The sequence below is a fragment of the Bacillus sp. RC252 genome (assembly GCF_044909215.1).
GTDB lineage: Bacteria > Bacillota > Bacilli > Bacillales > Bacillaceae_G > Bacillus_A > Bacillus_A mycoides.
The window spans coordinates 69270-94323 of sequence record NZ_JBIYDV010000023.1; the positions used below are offsets into that span (position 1 = coordinate 69270).

Here is a 25054-nt window from a genome sequence, read left to right on the forward strand (position 1 = left end):
CTGTGTAAAAATTGAATTTAACGCGAACTTGTGTTCGTATCATTTTTCTGTTATAGTATATATGAGGTGATTTTTATGGATTACAGCAAACAACGTCAAAAATCTGTACATCGTAAGAAATTATACGAAAATTTAAATGAAATGCCATTTTACATAGAAGAATTTGTGGAGTACAAAGAATTGCATGATGCCTCTCCCTCCACCCTACTGAATTATGTATATGATTTTAGAGTCTTCTTTAATTGGCTATTATCTGAACAAATTATTGAATTTAAGTCCATTAAAGACATATCCTTCTCTGATTTGGAGAATTTAAGGAAAAAAGATATTGAGAACTTTATGAGATTTCTAAAACTACAACAAAACATGCAAAATTCCTCTGTTAACAGAAAAATTTCAGCTTTAAAATCTTTATTTAAGTATCTTACTTCCCTTTCAGAAGATGAAGATGGAGAATGCTATTTTTATAGAAATGTAATGGCTAAAATTGAAATACATAAAGATAAAGAAACATTAAACGCCCGTGCGAAGCGTATGAGATCTAAAATATTCCATAATGATGACGATCAAGAATTTTTAAATTATGTTAAGTTTGAACATGAAAAAGCTTTAACAAAACATCAATTGTTCTATTTCCTAAGAGATAAAGATCGTGATGTAGCTATTCTCTCTCTCTTTCTTGGTAGTGGTATTCGTGTAAGTGAATTGGCCGATCTTCGTATGGAAGATATAAACTTAAAAGAAAGACTAATTGATGTAATACGAAAAGGAAACAAAGAAGACTCTGTATGGATTACCCCAATTGCATTGAATGATCTTGAAAAGTATATGGAAATTAGAAATAACAAATATGTTCCAGGGAAGGAATTAAAAAATGTGTTTCTATCGAAGTATAAACATACTGCACAGCCTCTTTCGGTTAGGGCTATCCAAGATATAGTAGAAAAATATACTAAGGCTTATGGTAAAAAAATGTCTCCTCATAAATTAAGACATACACTGGCAAATAAATTATATATGGAGGAAAAAGACTCATTACAAGTGATGCAGCAACTTGGGCATACCAGCCAAGATACGGCCTTATTATACACACAGCTTGGAGAAACAACTATTAAAGATAGCTTAGGCAGAATAGGAAAAAATAAATAATAAAAGTTCAGCAATGCAAAATTGCTGAACTTTTATTATTTTCCCTGCTGTAGTGGTTTTAAATGTTATGTATTATTCATTTCATCTTTAATTTTATTATATAAAAAATACATAGGTTAAATTCTAATCTAATTGGTATATAAAAACTCTCTCTTGTTAGATTAGATAAATGAAAATTTTAGATTCCTACAATTGTTGTTTACGTTAAATCGGAATTTAACGAACAGTTGGATGATGGGAAGTAGACCTCCCCTCTTACTTCATAAAGTGTTGTACAAGGGCGTGAAAATGGATAATTTTCAGACAAGAAAGTGGATACTTCTGTTTTTGTTATTGTTTTTGGACAAGAAAACAAGTATTAAACGAATCTTCTTTATTGGTAATTAGATATTTTACGTTATTAATTAGTATCCAGTTTCATTTCCTTCTGCATAAAAACATGTTTTACGATAAAGAAAAAGAATCCATTTTGAAAAAAGATTAATCAAAATAGATTCTCGTGTTAGACATATAAAATTAGTTTTTATACAAGGGTTTAATCTAAGATTCCCAAAAAACTTCTTAAATCAATATTTCATTAAATTTAACGAAGGTTTTTAATTTAAACTTCATTTTAAAGCTATAACTATATTTGTGGCCACCCTTATAGTACTATTCTATTGTAATGCTCCAATCTCCATCTGCTTTTACTCCAAAACTATACATCCCTGAATCTTTGAAAACGTGAGAAGAAGAACCTTCATAAGAACCAATTTTATTCACTAATAAATTCTGATCATTCACTTTAATAATAAAGTTTCTTGAACCTGTATGCTTTAACTTAACAATATGATTTCCACTTGGGATATTAATGAATACTACATCATCACCATGCCCGTTAATTGTCCCTGGAACCGATTCTGATACAAGTGGTGTTTCTTGCGTTATTGCTACATTCCAATCGCCACTCGATTTCACTTCTAAATAATATTCCCCACTAGCCGGAATCGTAGCTGATACCTTCCCTTTATAACTACCTATTGTATTTACTAACAATCCAACATCTTTGCCACTAGAATCTTTTAAATGTATTATAAAGTTTCTTGAACCTGCATTATTAAAATCAAAAAAAGCCAAACCTGACTTTAGATTAACTTTATTTGTGACAGAATCACCAGATCCTTCTAATTTCTGTTTATTATTTTCGTATGATTCTTTTAGCTTTCTATCAGCTTCTTCTTTTGCAACTCTTTTTTCTTCGTTCATTCTATTTTCTTCATCTTTAATGAAATTTCCTAAAGAAGCTTCGTCAGTTAACGTTTCAACTTTAATAACCTCTTTTGCATTTAATACCACTCCTACAATTTGCCCATCTTTAGTATCAAATGTGTATAATCCAGCTGGATCGTAATTGTTATAGTTTCGAACTTTTAACTTACTGTCTTCTTTTTTTTCTTCAAATTCCTTTATACTCATACCGATAGTAAACAATGATTTAATTTCTTCCGTGCTATACTGTTTGTGAGTAGGTTCTCTAGATTCTTCTTTTGCATCTACTTTCCCCACATCTACAGCAGGTTTCTTTTGACTTGTAACATTTCCATCGCTACTTTCAACACTTGTACTATATGGAATTACATTGTCTAGTATGGTATATGTGGTAAATGCAATAAGAACCACAATGAAAGTTTTTAATTTTCCGGATTGTTTTTTTACAAATTGTAAAATTAGTTTTACTGTAGCGCATGCTCCAATAATAAACGTTATTGCGGCAAATCCACCTCTTACTCCAACAGAAAATCCAGATATGATTAAAGCAAGACCGAATGATATACCAGCAATTTTCAGCCATATGATAGCTGGTTTTTTTCTTATTTTCTGTATTAGTGAGTATACTAATAAACTGATTGAAGCAAACATTAAAATTGTTATCAAAATGTCCATACTATTAAGTTCTCTCCCTACAATAATTAACTTAGTAAATATTAATACTCCAGTTATTATAATAACCTTATATGCTGTAATAAGGAAGTGGTGATATTTTTTTATGAAATACAAATAGGAATTCTATTTAGATAACTATATTTTTAACAATAAAAGAAATAACTGTACAAGAACATGAAAATTGATACTTTTTAGACAAGAAAGTATCAATTTTCATGAATGTCTTTTGTTACTTATGTAGAATTAAATTTTAGTTGAACTTCACATTTAATTAGGTTTTACTGAGAACTAAAAAAGAGAGCATGGCTCTCTTTTTATACTATTTACTATTTAGTTTTGTTTCAAATTCAGTTAAATGAGTTGAAGCGTTATTAAACTTTTGTTCAGAAATTTTAATGGATTTTCTTGCTTCTTTCATTCTGTCTTCCATTGGAGCTACATCTCGTATTCCTTGCAATATAGCATTTGCTGCATTTTCTCTATAATTTGCCGCAGCACCAAACTCTTCTCTAAATTTATTTATTTTTTCTTTTAAAGTTGGGTCATTTATTTTATCAGAGGAATTAAAGTTAATATTTTCTTTTGACAATTCCCTGTATTTAGTATATCCAGTTTCCTATCTTTCTACAAAAATTCCTCAAAGAATTAGAGATACAAGTAAAAATAAAACAGCTACTATACTGAAAGCAGCTGTTTCCTAATGTATTTATCTTCTATGCATTTGTAGTAATGTTATCGTTAAATTTTCTAAATCTCCATCATTTTTAATTTCCTGTATGACTTTTCCTTCTTTCATAAAGAGTATCCGGTCACCAATTTCAGCAGCTACATCCATCATATGTGTGGAAAAAATGATCATGGTACCATCTCTTTTTAAAGTCTTTAATATTGTTAAAAACTCATCTACCCAATACGGATCCAGGCCATTTGTCGGTTCGTCTAATATCAAAATTTTAGGATTTCCAAGGTACGCCTGCCCAAATAATAGCCTCTGTCTCATCCCTTTAGATAATCTATGTAACCGTTCATTTTTTTTCTCATTTAAGCCTATTGATTTAATAACTGCCTGTACTTTTTCTTTTCCTATATTTCGAAAAGCAGCATAAAAGAATAAAAATTCTTGAACTGTCATATCTTGCTGTGCATGAAAATCATCTGGCATATAACCTATTTCACTCACATACTGTTTTCTATCTTTCTGTAATTCTATATTCCCTAATTGAACGGTACCAGTTGTAGGTGTTGTAATTCCAGCAATTATATCAAGGAGCGTACTTTTCCCAGCTCCATTCCCACCGCATAATACGATACACTCTCCTTGTTTACTTTGAAATGAGATTGGAGCTAATGCTATTTTCTTTTTATATCTTTTACATACTTCTTTGAGATTTAATACTGTCATTTTTTTCTTCTCCTCTCCACTTGCCACCCCGCCACAAACAAGAACACGATTGTATAGATAATGCAGTATATTAGTAGAATCCAAATAACAGCTTTACTTTGAAAAATCATTACCAATTGATCATATACTTGCCCAAATATTGCTCCACCACCTAATTGAATTACAAATATAATTCGAAGGAATTCTGCTGGGTTGCAAAACAAGAACATTTTTATTAATGGTGCAATCATTGAATATGGAACAAAATTAAGAACACTAATTAAAGCCGTTGGCCACATCATAATAAGAAAGAACCAAACTACGATACTTATGGCTAAAGCTTGCCACCTAGTTATAGAAAAAGAACCGATTGTTATTCCCAGTAATAAAAATAAAAAAATTAATAAAACAGAGAAGATATACGTTGCTACCACCCAAAATATATCAAAATTACTACCGCTTACTAACCCAATGATTATACTTACTCCAAAACTCATTGAAAAAATAGCTGTTTGCGCTATAAATTGACCGATTATTTTACCTATTACATATGAGTTACTCTTTAAAGGATACGTACATAAAAGTCTCCATTTCCCATTTTCCACTTCGCCTGCGATAGAAAATGCTCCTATAATTAACATAAGTAAGGGTACAATATATAAAATAAGGTTTACCATTGTCCCCGCCACATTTGTATAACCTACTAAAGACGGGGTATTTCTTTCCATAACAAATATTAAAGAAAATATAGTTATCCAAAGAAACAAAAACATGTATGCAAGTTTACCCCTTACTGCACTACGCCATTCTGAATATAATATATTCCACATAGCTATTCACCTCTCTACTGAAAAAGACAACCATAGTTGGTTGTCTTTTTCTCACTAATTTTTCATAGTAATAATCACTTATTAGTGAGAATGTCCACTACCATGATCTTTCTTTTCTTTTCCCATCATCTCTTTATTCATTTCCCATTTATGTTCTGCAAGCTCTTTAGAAGAAAGGATTTCTCCAGTATGTTTTTCTACGAAGCTGTCTGCATCTTTCTTTTCTTTAAAAGAAATTACATTATAAGCCATTGGCGTCTTAATTGATTTGTCATATATATATGTAGCTTTATCCACTGCAACCCAATCTTTTGTATTGTAATCTCTTACAAATTTCTCTTGTATTTTTTCATTTTTATGTTCATCCATCCATTTATACATACAACCAATATCATCAAATTTTAGAGCTTTTCCATTTTCTAAAATAACCTCAGTTGGAAACTGATTATCCATTACTGCCATATTACAAATATCACACTTATCATTTTTTTCATTAATAGCAACCGGTTTTGTTTCTTTGTTACCACATCCTACTATGGCAAATACCATACATAAACAAATAGCAAATAACATATACTTAACTCTCATCAATTTTTCCTCCCTAAAATAAACAATATACTTCCCATTAGTAACATACTTACACTTACAATCAAAATGTTAGAGTGAAATGCCATCCCCTCACCTTTTTGCGGAACACCTTTTGGCCTCATGCTAGGCTCTTTATCTAGCAATAAAGATTGATCTGGAATTTTTATGAAACTTTGTAAAATACGCATCCCTGGTGATTGAAAGAACAACTGATATTCTGGAATATCTTGTGTTAACAGAAGAAAATAGGCATCTGCTTTGTATGGAATATTACTAGTACCTGAACCGTCTGCATCTACTTTTAAAGAAGCGTCCCAATAATTATTATAGATATTGTTTTCCCTGCTTTGTGTAGCTTGCGATTCATTAACATTCCCCATCATTACATTTTGAGTAAATTCATTTGCACTGGCATCTTTAAATTGTAAACCGATAAAATTATTAGAAATTGAGTTATCCATAATAGTATTGTGATCTGCCTTTTCTACATAAACCCCTACTCTATTATTAGCAATTTCATTTTGTAAAACTTTTGTTTTTGTCGCATCATATAGTAATAAGCCTTGTGCATGAACATTACTTTTATTGTAAATAAAGCGATTTCCTACTACAGATGTTTCCTTTGTTCCCATAATCATAGCACCTGTTGTATTTTCTTTTGATATATTTTTTTCAACAACTGTCCTATCAGAATACATAAGATGAATGCCATAACGAGACTGCCAGATTGTATTTTCCTTTATTGTATTATTGTCGCTTTGTTCCAAATAAATACCATCACGGGCATTTTGGATTTTGATGTTCTCAATAAGATTGCGATTGGATTGCCATAAATCAATTCCATTAGCCCGTCTTTGTCCAACGATCATACTATTCTCAATCTTTATATCCCTAGCATTTTCTAACTTAATCCCTATATATGACGTATGAACTTCCAATCCACTGATGTAGTGCTTATCTCCCTCTACAAATATTGCTGGCTGATCAGTATTATCATTACATTGTTCTATTTTCAAATCTTTAAGGATAATGTTTTCCTTATTTATTGTAATGACAGGATCTTTACCACAAGAGATTATTTTAGTATTTTTATCTCCTTGTATTGTAAGCGGTTTCGATATTTTAATTGTTTCATTATAAGCTCTATTCTCTAATGTAATTGTTTCATATGGGGAAGCCGCGTCAATTTTTGATTGTAATGTAGACTCCGCATGAATACTTACTCCTGGAAAACAAAAAAATAAAAATAACAGAAGAGGAGAACAAATCTTCTTCATATACAGTTCCCTTCTCTCAAAGCTATTAGTTATCACTATAGAAGAGAATACCAATAATTTGTGTGAAATTTGTGAAAAATAAACGTAGTTTTTGTGATACATATAAGATTATACCTGAAGGTAAAAGAGTTACTACACTTCATTAGAACATGATTTTTAAACAAATAAGTTTGTTTAAAGAAGCCAATACCTACAACTCATTTATTCGCAATTATACATACGATATTTATATAAACCCATTCAAGAAATTACTACAAGTAGTTATTGAATTACGTACAAAAGAAAAGTTTGTTAAGGCAGCCGTATAAGAGCTATGAACATTATTTTTTATTTGCGTATGTAGCACCTTTTTATAGTAACCATGTTTTACTACTTGCCTAACATCATCTACTTCAATTTTCATTATTTGTGAAACATCTACAACAATTGTATTCTGCAGAACACTCACTACAAATCCCGTTAATTGCAAGTTAGGATTTTTACGATATGAAAATTGAACGTAATCCCCAATTGCTGCCTTTTTGTTATGCTCCATTTGGTACCCCCTAAATTATCATTAATTATTCAATAGGTTTCCCCTTTTTTGCTTCTTCATACTGGTTGGCAAGTTTATAAAAGAACACGTAATCCTATTTTTCATAGCCTCTACTGCAGTAATTATACCTATAAGACTTCAATCTTAAATAAAATAAATACTTAATTATTTTATGGATTTTGTATAGCACTTTTATATTAAAATGAAAGTAAATTAACATTCAAAAATTCACTTTCAAATATTATATTATTACTGGCTAAGTAGTTTAGACCTTCTTGTCCTATGTTCAAAAGGTTTAGACTTTCATGTCCAGTTATTGAGACATGAAAGTACCTACAAAATTTATGATAATGGCTATTTATCAACGATTGTTCATGAGATTTTAGTTTAGACTTTTATGTCTTTTTACAATTAATGATTTGTTGTACAAGGACATGAAACTCCAAACTATTTAGACAAGAAAGTCTAAACTTTCGCTTTTAGATATTGGTTGGGACAAGAAACTCTAAACTAAAATTTTATAGATTTACAGAACTAACCACATTTAATCTTGTACAAGATGCTCCCCTTCTTACCTAATGACCTATACCATCATTTCCATTAATTTATTAATATAAATATAATGTTTTTGATGGATTATGAGGGTTACATTATCTTGAAGGAAAACTTTCCCCCCAACAATTCATATATGATTCAAAAGGTCTATGTATTTTTGAAGTCCTTCAAAATGTTTTCTCGAACCTTTCGACACATTGATTTTTATAGAAATATAACTACTTCAAAAGGCGTACCTTTTGAAGCGGAATTTCAAGTAAGTTGCACTCAATGTTTTTATAAATAAAAAACATTATTCAAACAAAAAAGAACCCATTTTGATTAAACTCCCAAAATAGATTCTTTTTATTTATTACTAAATAGACTGTTTAACTTTTTTTTACTTTCGATTTACAATCCATCTTTTTATATTTAACCCTATCATTATGGCAGTTAAAATACTCCATAATCCCACAGTGAAACCTAAAGGATACTGATTAATAAGAGGGATTTTTGTCAGTATATCATTAACAATTAATTTTAAGCCATTTCAACCAACCTCATCCAGTAAATTAATTTTATGGTCTGGAAAGAGTCTATATCTATTTCTAGCCCTACCTACTATACCTTCGTACTTCATTCACCAGCTTTTAGCAACAAGGATCCTGAGAAAGAAGTTAGTAATTAATACTTAAGAGACTGATTCAAATTGACTATTATACAGATCCGCATAGAATCCACCTTTGGCTAGTAACTCCTCATGGTTTCCAGTTTCTAAAATGTCTCCCTCTTTCATCACTAAGATCAAGTCAGCATTTTTTATCGTCGAAAGACGGTGTGCAATGACAAAAGATGTTTTCCCAACTGTTAAACGATCCATTGCTTTTTGAATTAATAATTCCGTACGTGTATCAACTGAGCTCGTAGCCTCATCTAGAATTAATAATGGGGCATTTTCAATCATCGCACGGGCAATCGTAATTAATTGTTTTTGTCCAGCTGATAAATTCGCTTTATCATTTAATACGGTATCATAACCTTTAGATAAGTTTTTAATCGTATTATGCAGCCCAACTGCTTTACATGTTGCTATGATTTCTTCATCTGAAACATTTTCCTTGGAATAGACAATATTGTCGCGAATCGTCCCTTCGAATAGCCATGTGTCCTGAAGTACCATACAGAATAGATCATGCACATATTCACGAGTTAATTGATTTATAGGAACACCATCAATAGTAATTTCTCCACTGTTGAGTTCATAGAATCGCATTAATAAATTGACTAATGTCGTTTTTCCAGCGCCCGTTGGACCTACGATAGCTACTTTTTGTCCTGCATTCACTTTAGCAGAGAAGTCTTTTATGATTAGACGATCTTTATCATAGCCAAATTTAACATGATTAAATTCCACATCCCCTTTGACATTGTCTAATCTCATTGTTTTTTCACTTTCATCTGACAATTCTTCTTCTGCTAAAAATTCAAATACGCGTTCACTTGCTGCTGCTGTAGATTGCAGATTCGTTGCAGCTTGTGCTAATTGTGATAAAGGCTGTGTGAACAAACGAATATAGACCATAAAGGCAACGATTGTTCCAATTGTAATTACACCATTTGTCACAAGTAATGCACCAACAATACAAACTGCTACATACCCAAAGTTCCCGATAAATTGCATGATAGGCATCATAATCCCAGACATAAACTGTGATTTCCAAGCATTATCAAAAAGACGATCATTGATTGTATGGAATAATTCTTTTGCTTCCTTTTCGCCGTTATATGCTTTTACGATATGGTGACCTGCATACATTTCTTCAATATGTCCATTGATTTTCCCAAGTTCAGCCTGCTGCTGTACGAAGTATTTTTGAGAACGCTTCATAATCAATGTCATTAGAATAAATCCAATTAAGGTTGCAACAATTCCTGTTATAGCCATAATCCAGTTGGTATAGAACATCATTATCAATGCGCCAACAAAAGTTGCGATTGCCGTTACTAATTGTCCTAGGCTGTTATTTAGCGTTTGGCCAATTGTATCAACATCATTTGTTACACGGCTTAATATATTTCCATAACTCGTTTTATCAAAGTAACTTAAAGGGATTCGATTCATTTTTTGCGATAATTCTGTACGCATTTTTTTTGTGATTTTTTGTGTTACCGTTGCCATTATAAACCCTTGTATATAATTAAATACCAAACCTAATCCGTAGAGAACCACTAAAATGATTCCAATATTTTTGATTGCACCTAAATCAATGTCACCCCTAATCCCTTCTTGGATAATGTCGGTCATTTCACTTAATTTTTCTGGGCCATATACATTAAATGCAGAACCCACAAAAGCTAATATTAAGGCGAAAATAACAATGGGTACATAAGACTTACAGTAGGAAATCAGCTGTTGAATCGTTTTTTTGAAATTGTTTACTTTTTGTCCTTGGGCCCTGCCACCCATTGGACTATGCCCTCCGCCCATCTGTCTCTCATTTTTTGAGTTTTTTTCATGATCTCCAATGGTATAATCATTTTTGGCCATCAGTCAATTCCTCCTTCGAAAGCTGAGAATATGCAATCTCTTGATACGTCTCGCAGTTATCCATTAATTGTTCATGTGTTCCATTCCCAACTACTTCTCCCTCTTCAAGAACAATAATGCGGTCTGCATCTTTAATTGTTCCGATGCGCTGTGCAACAATTAAGGTAGTGGCATCCTTCGTTTCTTTTCTTAAAGCAGAACGTAGAACCCTGTCTGTTTTGTAGTCTAATGCCGAAAACGAGTCATCGAATATATATATTTCAGGTTTTCGATAAATTGCACGAGCAATCGATATACGCTGTTTTTGTCCCCCAGATACGTTTGTACCACCTTGTGATATCTGCCCTTCATATTGTCCTTCAAGTTTTTCCACGAATTCTTTCCCTTGTGCAATTTCCAATGCTTCTTTGACAGCATTTAGTGATGAATCCATATGTCCAGATTCTCCATAAGAAACGTTAGAAGTTACAGTACCACTGAATAACACAGACGATTGTGAAACGTAGCCAATTTTATCATGTAGAGTTTCTTGTCTGTAATTCTTTACATTTATTCCATCAACCAATACTTCACCTTCAGAAACATCATTGAAACGAGGAATTAAATTTACCAAACTTGTTTTTCCACTCCCCGTGGATCCAATAAAAGCTACCGTTTCTCCTTTTTTTGCAGTAAAGCTAATATTACGAAGAATATGGTTCTCTGAATCTGGATATTTAAAGCTAACATTGCGGAACTCAATCTCTCCCACAATACCTGGTTTTCCTTCTGTAACTGTACCCTCTTTAATTGTCGCTTCTGTTTCAAGTACTTCCATAATACGTTTTGCTGATACCGTAGCACGAGGTAACATAATAAAAATCATACTTACCATCATAAACGCCATTACAACTTGCATGGCATACGCTGAGAAAACAACTATATCCGAGAAAACTGTAATTCGATTTATCATCTGTGCTTCGTTAATCAAATAAGCACCAATCCAATAAATTGCAACACTTAAACCAGACATAATTGCAGTCATTCCTGGTCCAATAATTGCCATTAAACGATTGGCAAAAAGATTTGTTTTTGTTAATTCCATATTAGCTTTTTCAAATTTATTTTCTTCATAGCCCTTAGCGTTATAGGCACGTACGACGCGCATCCCTGTTAAGTTCTCACGAGTTACACGGTTTAAATTATCAGTAAGAGTTTGGATGATTTTGAACTTTGGTATTGCAAATAGAATAATCACAGCTAACATCATGCATAAAACGACAACTGCTATACCTGTCGCTGTTGTCAATTGCCAGCTCTTTCCTGAAATTTTCATGATTGCCCAAACAGCTAGAATTGGTGCTTTTACAATTATCTGTAATCCCATTGCCACAATAAATTGAATTTGCGTAACATCATTAGTTGAACGAGTAATCAAGCTTGCTATCGAAAAACGATTAATTTCTTCCAACGAAAAAGATAAAGTTTTATCAAAAACTAATCCGCGTAGACGTTTTGATAATCCCGCTGCAACCTTAGCAGCAAAGTATCCTACAATAACAGCAGTAACCATACTTCCTACTGCACAGAGTAGCATATATGCTCCAGGTCCAATAATTTGAGAAAAGTTCGTACCCTCCATTTGGATTAATGTCGTGATTTCAGCCATATAGTCCGGTAGCTTTAAATCAAGCCAAACCTGTACTGTAATGAATGCTATACTTAATAGAACAAGTATCCATTCATTCTTTTTTAAATACTTAAATATTTTCAACATATCGATTCCCCTTTTACCTTATAGTGTAAGATATTCGAAAAATTATTATGCAGTCCAGTGCTGAACTACAAATTTAGCAATACACATTAAAACTGCCCATTTTTCCGAAGCCTATAAGGGATTTTATATATGATTATAAGAACAAACGCTTTGAAAGCTCTACAAACTTCTACACGTCTTCTTTCCGAAGCTTTTTCAGTTTCATTTCCATTTTCTTAATTCCTTGTTCGTGTTTCTCTAAAATGATTTGTTTACCAGCATCCATAGAAATGATATCAGCTATCTCAAATTTTATTTTCATTTCATCTAGAATTTTAATATATTAACGAAAGAAACAAGTTTGACAAACTTTCACATAGATATAGAAGAATGTAAACCAGAGAATCTTTCTATCCTTTCTGGTTTACATTCTTTTTGGTAAAAAAGAGAATCATCTTTGAATCGACTAACTTATTTTTTCATTCAGCACATCTGATTGATCCGAAATTGGAACTGTTGTCCGCTTAAGGAAAAATGAGAGAATAAATGCAAAACCAGCAATAACAGCTGAGACAAGAAATGCATCATTGATTCCTGAAATAGTCGCTTCCATGGAAATATGCTGTTGTATTTTTAATAAAGCATCACCTGTAGGTGCACTTGTTAGCTTGCCCATAGTATCCGTCATCATTTCTTCTACATGTATTGCCGTACGATTAGACATAATTGTAACAAGTAGACTGCCACCAATTGCTCCAGATACTTGTTGAATTGTACTATTCATTGCTGTACCATGTGGTGTGAATTTTGGTGGTAATTGATTTAAACCGTTCGTCATAATCGGCATCATAACCATTGAAATACCGAGCATACGTGCTGCATATAAGACGACTAAATGCGTATACCCTGTTGAACCTGTTAGCTGACTAAATAAGAATGTGGTAACAATCACGATAGCTAAGCCAATAAATGCCAACATTTTCGGACCAAACTTATCAAATAATTTCCCTGTAATTGGCATCATAATCCCCATAATTAATGCTCCTGGTAACATGAGTAAACCAGAATCCATAGCAGAAATGCCACGAATGTTTTGTAGATAAATCGGTAATAACAGCATGGCAGAGAACATTGCCATATTTAACGCAACAGAAATGACGGATGATAGAGCGAACATTGGATATTTATATACTCTAAAATCAAGCATTGGCTCATCAAGCTTAAATTGACGAACGATTAACCCGACTAATGATGCCAGTCCTAATACAATTGTTAAATAAACATTTGGTGAATCCCAGCCGCTGTTACCAGCAGAACTAAATCCATATAAAATACCACCAAAGGCTAACGCAGATAACACGACGGATAAAACATCAATGGTATCATTAGTTTTTTCTTTATAATCCTGTAATTTAAAGTAACCTAAAATCCAGACTAAGAACATAATTGGTACCATCATTAAGAATAAAATTGGCCAATCATAATGTTGAATAACCCATCCAGATAAAGTTGGACCAATAGCTGGTGCGAAAATCATTACTAAACCAAACATTCCCATAGCGGAACCACGTTTTTCGGGTGGAAATGTTGTGTATAATACGTTCATTAGTAGCGGCATAATAAGCGCTGCTCCTGAAGCTTGAATCATACGAGCAGATAATAATATTGGAAAGCTTGGTGCAAATCCACCGATTAATGTACCAACTGTAAATAATCCCATAGCGGTTAAGAATAGACGTCTAGCTGTATATTTTTTGATTAAAAATGCAGTTGTCGGGATTAAAATCCCATTGATTAACATGTACCCCGTCGACAACCATTGTACGGTTGAAGCACTCACATCAAAATCCTTCATAATAGCTGGTAGAGCTATGTTAAGTAACGTGTTACTTAATAAAGCAACGAATGCCCCAGTCATTAATATAAACAATAATCCAAAAGAAGTTTTTGATTGTTTTTCGGACATATATATACACTCCCTTCACCTTTTGTACTTCGTGTACATTTATATACTTTCGGTTTAATAAAACTTATGATACATCATTAGCGGTCTATTATCAACAAAAATATACCATCCGTACAAAATTGTACGGATGGTATATTTTTGTTATAATCTTATTATAAATATGGAAGCATAAATTACAAAGGAGTGCAGATAGTGAATAAGAAAAAAAAGTATGTTATAGATAAGGCACATGAATTATTTATTGAAAAGGGATATCATGCTACATCTATTCAAGATATTTTAAATCATAGTGGGATTTCAAAGGGTTCTTTTTATAATTATTTTTCTTCCAAAGGCGAACTGTTTAAAACTGTATTTAGTTCCATTCTAGAAGAGATAGAAATAGAACGGGATAAACTACTCATTGGAGAAGATTGTACAGATATCACTGTCTATATAGAACAAGTTATTCTTATAATGGAGCTTAATAAAAAAAATAAATTAATGCAATTAATCGAAGACGTGATTGTATCTAATGATCCAGAGTTGATTACATTCATAAAACAGTCTAAATATCTATTTTTAAATTGGGTATATAAACGATTCTTAAATATCTTCCCAGAGAATAAAGCAATTTATTTAATGGATTGTGCAGTTATTTTCATTGGTATTTTGCAGAATATCCTTCATACGAATAATGTCTGGAATGAAACAATTACAACAAAGCAGATTGTTTCATATTGTATGGATCGAGTAAATACCATCTTAGAAGATATTAGTAAAAAAGACATTCAGCTATTTACACCCGATCACATAAATGAATTATTACCTCAATCAAGTTACAATGATTTTTTTAATAATGAGTTCTCAATTGCTACGTTAAACTTAAAAAAAACAATTGAGAAGACATTAAATGATAAAGAACAGAAAATAACTACCTATTTAAGTCTGTTACATTTTATACAAGAAGAAATTATGTATAATAAGGAAAATCCGAGGATATTTTTAATCGAGAGTGCTTTATCAACATTGAAAAACAGTCATGAACTCAATAAGAGGCAGGAGTATATACAGTACGAAGAAATTTTAAAAAGTATGAATTATCATCCGATTTCATAAAAAATTGTAAGTAAGAATGATAATCCAATTGCATCTCGGTTCAAACTAAGGAAAAATATTTCAACAAAGATTAATTAATTTGTAAACATCCTATACAATTAAATACGAATGTATATGTGAAAAATTCAGCTTAAAATCAGATTTGAACTAAAAGTAATCCCATAATCTATTTTTACACGTATCTCAGCTGCCCCATCAAACTACTATTTTGAAGTATTCCCAAAACGAAATTTTCATCTCTCTACAACTATTTATATGAATTTAGTTCGTTTTTGGGGGATAATAAATTTCTTAACTTGAGGACGATGGGATACCGCTAGCATTTCGGAAAAAAACAAGCTAAGCAAAAAAAATAAGCTGTCTATATAGACAGCTTATTTACATAATTATCGAAAACGGAAGTTAATGTATCTATTAGTATTGGGAATCAATGAGTGTATAGGTTTTGCTGCAAAGTTTGAAAAAGCATAAACAGGTTGGTAAATGAGGAACAATGTTTAGGAAGTAGCTAGTAATTGTTGAAGTTCATTGTACGTTGAAAAGGCGGAGTCTCTTTGAAGACTTCGCCTTTGTTTATATAGGGCATGAATGGTCTCGATACCAATTATAGTACGTGAAGCATGACGAAGATTTTGGAATCCAGAAGATTTGACAAAGCGCCGTTTTACATGTCGATGATCCTGTTCAATCAGGTTATTGAGATGCTTTATGGTACAATGTTTCAAACTCTTTTTTTGATTTATTGTTCTTCCTGGCCCACATGTAATAGAAACATACATTATTTTTTCTGTTCTCTTTTTTTCTCCTTCTAACAGGTAATACGGATCGTAAAAAAATTGGTTAGATGGATAGGGAAAAACATTTGAAAGTAATCATTTTCAGGAACTTCGAAATGTTCAATTAAAGAAAGGTGAATACTATTGCTTACCTTTTTAATTCTTCTTTATTCGATAGACCTTCAGGGTAATAAACGTTAACAAAAGGCATATACTCTCATTCCCTTTCTTGTTGTGTGGTTTTGAGATTAATTGTTATTTTGAAATATGCAAAACTTCATATATTGTAAGGTTGTCTGATGAGTTAACTTTTGGTTTTTCTTGATAAAAACTGAATTGACTATATCCCCATTTATCTGGATTATAAACTAATAAATTCCCCAAACTTTTTTCTGCATTTTCCACATAGTGATTAATAGTATTAAATGGCGTATTGGTTAATGATTTGCTTTCAGTAATATTCCCTGCATATTCAACAACATATTTACTTTTAATAAAATCTTTTTCTAAGTCAATAGACAAAGGAACACCGATATTAATTTGTTGCCATCCGAAGGATTCTAAAATATTGTCATAAAAACCATCAAAGATAAATTTGTTCATTCCTTGATAGTTATTCCAAATATATAACGGTGCATAGGAATTATATGAACTTTCATTCTTCTCTGCCTCAGTGATTAAATACGCTTTAAAGTTAAGCCCTGGAAAACTGTCCGTCTTGTGTCCATTGTCTTGCACCCTTTTTTTAATAATCCCCATATCATAATCTTTTGGCAAAATGACCTTATATTGCATTCCAATCATGTTCATCACTCACTTTCAATATTATATAAATTATGATAAATCGATATTAAATAAATGTAAAATAGGTATAAATTATACACGGTATCATTTATAATGATACCCAATAAGGGGTGTTATGTTAATTAAAAGGTAAGTATATATAATTGTTTTTGAAGATTCTCAATATATAAATAGATTAATTTTAGTTTGAAGTTTATAATTAATTTGTGAGAAATTTTATAACAAAGGGGCATACATATGTTAAATTACATCTGCACTACATGCGGCGTTCAATATTCTAAAAGTCAAGAAGTTCCTTCTGATTGTATAATTTGTAATGAAGAAAGGCAGTATATTAATCCATCTGGACAATCATGGACTACTCTTGAAAAAATGCAAAAAAGTAAATTATATAAAAATGAAATTTTAAAAGAAGAAACTGGTTTATATAGCATTAATACAAAACCTGAATTTGCAATTGGGCAGACAGCTTATTTAATACAAAGTCAAAATTTTAATGTTTTGTGGGATTGTATTACTTATTTAGATGAAAATACAATACAAGAGATACATAAATTGGGAGGTATACAAGCAATTGTACTTTCCCATCCTCACTATTATTCTACACAAGTAGAATGGGCAGAAACATTTAATGTTCCAATTTATATTCATGAAGATGATAAAGAGTGGGTAAATCGTTCAAGTAGACAAATTATTTTCTGGTCTGGAGAATCTTTGGTATTAACTGATGAGATTACAATTTATCGTTTGGGAGGGCATTTTAAAGGTGGAGCTATTTTACATTGGAAAGATGGCAGTGATAAAAAAGGGCTTCTTCTGACAGGCGATATCATTCAAGTTGTTGCAGATCGTCAGTGGGTAAGTTTTATGTATAGTTATCCAAATTTGATTCCGTTACCAGCTAATAAAGTAAAAGAAATGGTAGATAAGATTAAAGACTTACCTTTTAATCGTTTGTATAATGCATTTCATAGAGTAATAATCGAGGATGCAAATGAAGCTGTTCAAAGATCTGCTGATCGCTATGTAAAAGCTTTACAAGGAACACTTTTTCATACTTAAATCTTAAAAATAAAGAATGACTGTTAAAACAGTCATTCTTTATTTTTAGATTTATATAGGGGTACAGCCGCATGCCCATCAACTTAAGAATTTTATAATGCCCCATTGCTATCAAGCTAATATTTTATAGTACCCCCAGAACGAAATTTTGTATTAACTTGTAACAAAAAAGCTTATTTTTTTGTTTTGAGGTATTTGCTTTTCTTAGCTTGATGGTGATGTGGTGATCCCTAAAAACAAGGACAATAAAAAAGACCGTCTAACGACGGTCTCATGAAGTAAAGCCCCCCTTTAGTTGAACAAAAGCAGGTAAGTTTCTCATGATTTCTCACTTCTTAAATTTTTTTTGTTTGACAAAGATAAAGTGGTCTTCAGGCTTCCAAACGTGCAGATGGTCAGCGATGTATCCGCGTAGCCACAACACGCCATTAATTCGTCTAAGATAAAAGCCTTTCGGAAAATCATCGTCTTTAGTTAATATTTCCGATGCTATTGTGATGGAGCCAGATGGAGCTTGATGTTGTTGTGAGGCATTCCCCAAATAACCTTCAGGCTGTTCCAGATACTCCAATCTTAGTTGAGGTCCCAGCTCAAGCGGACACAATTCCAAACCAAGTTCGCTCGCTCTTTTAAAGAGCTGAGCCGTAGTAGCTCCATCAGGAAAGCCAAGGTCTATAACGGTTAGTTCAACGGTCTCCAGGCTGTACTTTGTATTAGAAGTCGTAAATTTATCATCAGCTAGCAGTCTTTCTCCATACTCATTCATCAAAATGGAGTATTGTTGCAATTTCTGAATAAGCTGTGATTTCGTAAGTCCGCCAACCTCTACTGTTCTAGTAATAATTGGACAATCAGGGTATATTCGCATTTGTAGTCACTCCTAAAAAATTGGGTATAAGAATTTAAAATTAATACATTCTACAATTTTCCATAAATCCCTTTGTTGGAGTAAAGACCCATCGCTATTAAGCTAACAAAATTAAACTTTCTTAAAATGAAAAAATACGCTATTCTTTCTGTAGAATCATAGGTAAGGATGGCGTTTTTTATTGATTACAAATGGTCAATTGGTGTTCCCGTCCGAAAGAGGTATGAAATAGAGTCTTAAATTACAGTCCAGTTTATAAAAATCACCCTATAAAGGGGACTATGGAAAATGCTAATCCGTCCTATATGAGGTACCATCAACATTTTAACGTTTGTTGATAGTACCTCATATATTTTCAACAAAACAAAAAAGCATTTCATTTAAATTAGATGCGGAATGTGTCAAGTACATTATCTTTTTCTTCCTTATTAATCCCGATGTATCTTAGTGTAATTTGTGGTGTACTATGATTCAATATTTCTTGTAACATAGCAATATCCTTTGTTTGCTTGTAAAACCAATATCCAAATGTTTTACGCATGGTATGGGTACCTAAAGATTCGACTCCGGCAAAACCCCCGGCTTTTTGTAACTGTCGATAGGCTTGAATTTTACTAATGGGTTTATCACCTTTTCGAGAAGGAAATAACCAGATACTTTTTAGATCTTCAGCGTATGGAAGTACTTCCTCAAAAATGGATGTAATATTTATGATACGCTCCTTTTTTGTCTTTCCTTCTTTCACTTTAAATTCTTTCCGTTTTTTTCGCTTCAGTTTTAAAATTTCATTCGTTTCCATTTTGAGTAAATCACTTACACGTAACCCCGTATTAATACCAATTAAAAATAATATATAATCACGATCTGAACAATGACGTTTGAGCGACCATTTCATATCATTAAGCTGTTCTATGCTCCGAATTGGTTGTACATCAATTAAATGTTGCTTTTTATCCATCTGCTTTTCAATCCCTTTATTTTCAATGATTTGAATGTATACTTTTTTGTCTATTTTTATTACATCAGTGAAATTAGATAAAAGTCAATGTTTAAGGAAAAATGAAAGTAAACTTTTGGCTAAAAGTTTACTTTCGTTTCTATTAGAAAAACAAAAAGACTTTGTAGCAATTGCTACAAGGTCTTTTTAAGATAACAACAATAATACCTTTGGTTCGTATCAATTTGCTATTTTCATACTTTTGTAAAACTCATTTTCACTATATGAACATTAAACATGTTTTAAGCAATCAACTACATTAGAATCATTACGACCACTCCGAAAATAAAGCATAAAAGCCGAGATTCCTTAACGTGGGAAAATCGGCTGTTTATCTTCCAGAAAATGTCTTAGCGTGGGTTTTATGTCATTTGGTTGGCGGGACCCCTACTACTGCTTAAAAAATTATGCTTTTCCACTCTTAAAACATATTATAAATAAATTATACTAACTACCTAAATTGAAATTATATAAAGATATAAAAATGTAATTTTATTTAAACAAATCTATTTTTAAACAACAAAGAAATTTTATATATGTTAGTTTAAGCTAGTCTCTTTCTAGAATTTTATCAAGGTATTTATCTAGAGAAATATTGAATACTTCTTTAAGAATCTGTTGATACTCTTCTTCATTTATAATTCGTTTACTTTTTTGGCCTTTTCTAGTTTCTGTAAAACTTTTTTTAGTAAGTGAAATATGTCCATCTTCAATTAATTTGCAGACAATGTATCCTTTGTTAAAAGGTGATTCGGGGTGCTCTACAATAATATTTTGTATAGCATTTACTTTGTTTGTATCTATTTCATCTAATGAAAACGCAAACCCAGTGCACCATGTATTAGTAGGTTCAGAATTAAGGAATTGGGCACTCTCCCCATCTTCTCCTTTTTTCAATTCTAGTAGGTAAGTTCCTTTTTCAGTATTCTGTTTACGAATACGATATTTTCCCGTTTGAGATGAGATCACTTCACCACTAAATGGAACTGGGTGTAATGGAAGATGTGAGGCAAGCCCCCCATCTATAATATATTTCTGATTATTATAATTTAAAATAATAATCACATGTCCATCGTCAGGCTTCCACTTATCACCACCTATATCGTAGACCGTACCAGATATACGATAGACATCAAATCCACAATCAAGTAAAAAATAATATAATACGGTATTGAGCTCGTAACATAGTCCTCCGCGTTGAGTTAGGAGTAATTTTTCTTGAACATTTTTTCTAGTAATTTTCCGGATATTTTTGTTCATAACGTCTAAATTTTCATAAGGTATTACATATGCCATTTGCTGAAGAATTTCATGTAAATTTTCAAACCTTACATCTTCTTTCGGAGATATCTGTAACCGTGAGAAAAAATTTTTTTGTAAATCAGTCAACATTGTATATAACCTCCCATTTATAGAAAATTTAACCATCTAACATAATGATACACTAAATAAATATATAATCAAGTGTAATAAAAACAAATCAAGTTATTTTATGGCTTGTTTTTACATAAGAAGCCTCACCATATCAAAAAAGAAAATTGTAAGCTTAGACATAATTCAGGCAAACTTTTATTTTCTATTGATGTTCTTCTTATTTACAGGGCAATTAACTTTTGCTAGCTAATTTTTTAATTTCTGGAAAAATATACTTATTTATCCCTTTTCTCATATAGTATCTTTAATAATCATTTATGAAAAAGGCGAAAACAATACTATTGGTTTTATCTTCCCTTGTTGTTAAATACAGCAATTGTATCCCTGATAGAGTTTTATACTACTTAAATATGAGATTAAAAAATTAATTTTAAAAGAAAAGAGAACCCATATAGGCTCTCTTTCCTTGGCATACTTACAACATGGAGAATGTTGAGACAACTCTTTCAAAACTTTATTAGGGGAAAGTTTTAAAAAATGTACTCACAATAACCTTTACATAAATGTAATATATAGTAAATTGATATAAAATTTTCTAATTATTTGTAACTTTCTGACACGCATTATAACCCTTGTCCTACAAGAAGGTACTAATGTATCGCTATTAAGCTAAAAAAACAAATATCCCCAAAAAGAAAAAACAAGTTAAATTACCCATAGATAACTATCTTACAATCAATTACATCCTTATTTTTTGATATCAAATAATAAAGATGTAATGTTTAAAGGAGGATTCAGATTGGTTAAAAACTGAACTTTACAAATAGTTATTTTAATACTTGGTGTAAGTTCTTCTGTATCAAGTAAGAACGGATACTTTTCTCCAGTTATAGAATGGTCTTTACTGATTATAAGTATTATTATAATCAGTACTGCAGTATAGGTTGATTACTACACGTCTTTGTATATCAACCTTAATATCTTTCCATTTTCGCTAAATTAGCTAATAGAAACTCCTCTGTTATTCAATTTAGAAGTGATATAATTAAATAAACGATACCATCTATGAAATTCATATTAAAAATAACCGGTTATGCTCAGACCGAGAACATGGATGCAGGAGGTTAACCGATGACACAAGTACAAATACCCAACCAACGAGTAGAAAAAAAGCGCAACTTCAAATTAGTTAAGTTTACAGGGATTGCTGTTTTGATGATTGTTCTAATCACGGCTGCATTCACCATTTGGACACCTCAGCCAAGCATTTGGGTGCTCCAAATGCTTGGCAGCAAGAATAATCCTGAAAATTATGGCTCCCACCCATCCGATTTGCCGGCTCTTATGAAACAAACTCGGGTTCTCTCTGACATCTCATATCCATCCAAGTACCAAGAAAATAAATTGGACCTTTACCTCCCTCAAACTGATTCGAAGCCACTGCCTGTGATTATCTTTATCCACGGTGGAGGCTTTATTAATGGAGACAAGTATATGCCTGCGGATTATTCAAGGGCGCTTGCCTCGGAAGGATTTGCTGTAGTATCCATGAATTACGAGTTAGCGCCAGGGGCCACTTTGTTTGATCAGACGAAGCAGGTCGGCGAGGTATTGTCTTATTTGCAGCAGTTAGCTCAAAAATACCCCTTGGACCCATCGCAGGTGATCTTGGCCGGTTCCTCAGCGGGAGCTTTCTTGGCCGGGGAGTTTGCCCTGATCCAAACCAATTCCGAATATGCAAATCTCGTGGGAGTCCCGCAATCCGTATCGACGAATACAATCAAGGGCTTATTACTATATAGCGCCCCCTACGATATTACAGCATTTCAGCATAGTGATCTAAAGCCCGTGCAACAATTCATAATCAAACGTATGGGCTGGGGCATTTTGGGTGATAAGAACTGGATGGACAATCCGAAGTTTGATGTCTTAAATCTGTCAAAGTATATCACTAAAGACTTCCCTCCTGCATTTGTAACCGACGGCAACACGAATTCATTTGAAACACAAGCCAGGACTTTCGTCGCTACACTTCAAGAAAAGGACGTCCCAGTTACTTCTTTATTTTTCAATCCCAATGAGATAAAAGCTGGTCACGGCTATCAGTTTGATATGGCCTCTCCAGCCAGTATACTTAGTCTGAAGCAGACAAAGACGTTTCTGAAGGGGATCACTTCCTCTAACTAATCTTTGAGGTATTTGCCCGATCAATCTGTTTTATAAAAATCATATTCTTATATTAAAAGAGCAACTCCATTTTGATCAAACTTTATTCTAAAACTACAACCTTCAAATAAAATAATTATATTTGAGGTAACACCACATCGCCATCGAGCTAAAAAAATGTATCTATAAAGCGAATAAATACGCTATTCTTTCCTATGATTCTACAGAAAGAATAGCGTATTTTTTCATTTTAAGGAAATTTAGTTTTGTTAGCTTAATAGCGATGGGGCGGGACCCCTTTAATCATTTAGGGCAACTTTCTTACTTTGATTTGTTGCTTTTGCAGTTGCGATATATACCCCGATTAATACAAATATCATTCCGATTATTTCTTTCCAGCTCATGATTGAACCATAGAATACTACGGAAATTTTCGTTTTGGGGAGCAACCAATTTCTTGACTTGATGGCGATGTGGCGAGACCCCTTACCAAACTCCTAAATGAAATGTATAGCTGAGTAGTTACCTTATTTTTCAAAAAAACATTCTGATTATTTCTTTTTCACTTCTTCTACAAATTCCCATGTCTCTCCGTTATCTTTTGATTGATAAAGTGCACTACTATCGCCATTGTAGTCTCCATCTGCCCCTTGCCCAACTAACATATTAAAAACCCCATCTTTCTCATATGGCATACTAGGAGAATCAAAAGGACTTATTGTGGACTGTGTATGATCTAATTTCACTTCATGCAGCGGATATTCTACCTTTTTGAAAGATACCCCCCCATCATCTGTGCGATATAACTCTCCCTCATTACCAGAAGGTCTAACTGCTCCTAAAAACCCAAGTTTATCATTTATAAAAGTGATCCCTGATACACTACCAATCCCCCTATTAAATGGGTCTGGATTGATAACCTCCCATGTTTCCCCTTCATCACTAGTCTTGCTTAATGAATAAAAGGCGCTCCCTAATGCTTTATCTGTCATATTTAGTTTATAACCAACTTCTTTTGATAGGAAAAACTGTTCTTTTTCATTCTTTAAATCTTGTTGTTTCTTCTCTTTAAGCCTATCTTCATTTGGAGGCGTCTTTGATTTACTCCAACTTGCGTCACATATTAAGTTATATCTAGCAGGGACTAGCTCTTTCTCTTTTCCAGGGACATATATAGATACAGTATATCCAATGATATCAGAAGCTGCTTCTTTAAGACTCTGCCCCTTACCATCCTCAGTAATATTAATAATTCCCTCTGTATTGGATCCCCAATTTCTTTTTCCATAATAAATCAACCCATACTTACTTTCATTCCACTTTCTAACCGTTTGCTTAACTGGAATCGCCTTAACCGTTTTAATTAAAGGTTCTACTAATTTATCATCATCATAATCAGGCTTTGCATACCCGTCTCGTATTATAGTAATATCTTCTGATTTC

At 32.4% G+C, this 25054-nt stretch carries 18 protein-coding genes and 4 pseudogenes; 4 read left to right on the forward strand and 18 right to left on the reverse strand.

All coding sequences use genetic code 11. The features are described from left to right. Positions 1-75: 75 nt before the first annotated feature. Positions 76-1149, forward strand: coding sequence for a tyrosine recombinase XerS (gene xerS / locus ABH960_RS25205; RefSeq protein ID WP_404449113.1), 1074 nt, complete (start codon positions 76-78; stop codon positions 1147-1149). A 651-nt stretch (positions 1150-1800) separates the two neighbouring features. On the opposite strand, the gene ABH960_RS25210 is transcribed toward xerS, so the two are convergent. The 11 genes and pseudogenes from ABH960_RS25210 to ABH960_RS25260 all read right to left on the reverse strand — a co-directional run bounded on the left by ABH960_RS25210 (position 1801) and on the right by ABH960_RS25260 (position 14466). Next, positions 1801-3072 carry a tripartite tricarboxylate transporter TctB family protein gene (locus tag ABH960_RS25210; RefSeq protein ID WP_404449115.1) on the reverse strand — a complete coding sequence of 424 codons (1272 nt, stop codon included), beginning with the start codon at positions 3070-3072 and terminating at the stop codon, positions 1801-1803. Between the two features lie 319 nt (positions 3073-3391). Further along, a pseudogene (locus ABH960_RS25215) lies at positions 3392-3676 on the reverse strand (ribonuclease); the annotation flags it as partial. Between the two features lie 102 nt (positions 3677-3778). Continuing rightward, entirely contained in the window at positions 3779-4474 is a 696-nt protein-coding gene (locus ABH960_RS25220; protein WP_002204028.1) for an ABC transporter ATP-binding protein, read from the reverse strand. Then, complete coding sequence (locus ABH960_RS25225; protein ID WP_404449117.1) at positions 4471-5283, reverse strand: ABC transporter permease; 813 nt, start codon at positions 5281-5283, stop codon at positions 4471-4473. Before ABH960_RS25225 ends, ABH960_RS25220 begins: the two co-directional genes overlap by 4 nt. 81 nt (positions 5284-5364) lie before the next feature. Beyond that, the gene (locus tag ABH960_RS25230) at positions 5365-5871 is read right to left on the reverse strand and encodes a nitrous oxide reductase accessory protein NosL (RefSeq protein WP_002204026.1); all 507 of its coding nucleotides are present in this window, start codon (positions 5869-5871) and stop codon (positions 5365-5367) included. Continuing rightward, a complete protein-coding gene (locus tag ABH960_RS25235; protein WP_002204025.1) occupies positions 5871-7148 on the reverse strand; it encodes a right-handed parallel beta-helix repeat-containing protein in 1278 nt (425 codons plus the stop codon). The genes ABH960_RS25230 and ABH960_RS25235 overlap by 1 nt, the downstream gene beginning before the upstream one ends. Before the next feature lie 316 nt (positions 7149-7464). Beyond that, a pseudogene (locus ABH960_RS25240) lies at positions 7465-7683 on the reverse strand (DUF2187 family protein); the annotation flags it as partial. A gap of 1225 nt (positions 7684-8908) precedes the next feature. After that, positions 8909-10765, reverse strand: a complete 1857-nt coding sequence (locus ABH960_RS25245) for an ABC transporter ATP-binding protein (RefSeq protein WP_404449120.1) — start codon at positions 10763-10765, stop codon at positions 8909-8911. Next, the gene (locus ABH960_RS25250; protein ID WP_404449122.1) at positions 10752-12521 is read right to left on the reverse strand and encodes an ABC transporter ATP-binding protein; all 1770 of its coding nucleotides are present in this window, start codon (positions 12519-12521) and stop codon (positions 10752-10754) included. The genes ABH960_RS25245 and ABH960_RS25250 overlap by 14 nt, the downstream gene beginning before the upstream one ends. A gap of 169 nt (positions 12522-12690) precedes the next feature. Continuing rightward, the gene (locus tag ABH960_RS25255; RefSeq protein ID WP_258550634.1) at positions 12691-12822 is read right to left on the reverse strand and encodes a hypothetical protein; all 132 of its coding nucleotides are present in this window, start codon (positions 12820-12822) and stop codon (positions 12691-12693) included. 144 nt (positions 12823-12966) lie between these two features. Then, complete coding sequence (locus tag ABH960_RS25260; RefSeq protein WP_002204021.1) at positions 12967-14466, reverse strand: DHA2 family efflux MFS transporter permease subunit; 1500 nt, start codon at positions 14464-14466, stop codon at positions 12967-12969. A gap of 192 nt (positions 14467-14658) precedes the next feature. On the opposite strand from ABH960_RS25260, the gene ABH960_RS25265 reads away from it, so the two are divergent. After that, positions 14659-15564 (forward strand): TetR/AcrR family transcriptional regulator, encoded by a 906-nt coding sequence (locus tag ABH960_RS25265; protein WP_016093733.1) that lies wholly within the window; start codon positions 14659-14661, stop codon positions 15562-15564. Positions 15565-16061: 497 nt separating this feature from the next. Here the strand turns inward: ABH960_RS25265 and ABH960_RS25270 are convergent. From ABH960_RS25270 to ABH960_RS25280, 3 genes and pseudogenes are all read right to left on the reverse strand, one after another. Beyond that, positions 16062-16283 (reverse strand): annotated as a pseudogene (locus tag ABH960_RS25270) (DDE-type integrase/transposase/recombinase); the annotation flags it as partial. Between the two features lie 3 nt (positions 16284-16286). Then, positions 16287-16551 (reverse strand): annotated as a pseudogene (locus ABH960_RS25275) (tautomerase family protein); the annotation flags it as partial. Between the two features lie 44 nt (positions 16552-16595). Beyond that, a complete protein-coding gene (locus ABH960_RS25280; RefSeq protein WP_404449124.1) occupies positions 16596-17144 on the reverse strand; it encodes a DUF4865 family protein in 549 nt (182 codons plus the stop codon). A 237-nt stretch (positions 17145-17381) separates the two neighbouring features. Between ABH960_RS25280 and ABH960_RS25285 the strand changes: the two genes are divergently transcribed. Next, complete coding sequence (locus ABH960_RS25285) at positions 17382-18206, forward strand: MBL fold metallo-hydrolase (protein WP_016093926.1); 825 nt, start codon at positions 17382-17384, stop codon at positions 18204-18206. A gap of 328 nt (positions 18207-18534) precedes the next feature. On the opposite strand, the gene ABH960_RS25290 is transcribed toward ABH960_RS25285, so the two are convergent. The 3 genes from ABH960_RS25290 to ABH960_RS25300 all read right to left on the reverse strand — a co-directional run bounded on the left by ABH960_RS25290 (position 18535) and on the right by ABH960_RS25300 (position 21463). Next, complete coding sequence (locus ABH960_RS25290) at positions 18535-19074, reverse strand: helicase (protein ID WP_215599840.1); 540 nt, start codon at positions 19072-19074, stop codon at positions 18535-18537. A gap of 385 nt (positions 19075-19459) precedes the next feature. Then, positions 19460-20032: a tyrosine-type recombinase/integrase gene (locus tag ABH960_RS25295; RefSeq protein ID WP_113937300.1), complete on the reverse strand. Its 573-nt coding sequence runs from the start codon at positions 20030-20032 to the stop codon at positions 19460-19462. Positions 20033-20620: 588 nt separating this feature from the next. Next, positions 20621-21463, reverse strand: a complete 843-nt coding sequence (locus ABH960_RS25300) for an arylamine N-acetyltransferase family protein (protein ID WP_404449127.1) — start codon at positions 21461-21463, stop codon at positions 20621-20623. 1113 nt (positions 21464-22576) lie between these two features. On the opposite strand from ABH960_RS25300, the gene ABH960_RS25305 reads away from it, so the two are divergent. Further along, positions 22577-23632, forward strand: coding sequence for an alpha/beta hydrolase (locus ABH960_RS25305; RefSeq protein ID WP_016093769.1), 1056 nt, complete (start codon positions 22577-22579; stop codon positions 23630-23632). 530 nt (positions 23633-24162) lie between these two features. On the opposite strand, the gene ABH960_RS25310 is transcribed toward ABH960_RS25305, so the two are convergent. Continuing rightward, the coding region (locus tag ABH960_RS25310; RefSeq protein ID WP_483862333.1) for a sialidase family protein at positions 24163-25054 on the reverse strand (892 nt) is incomplete at its 5' end.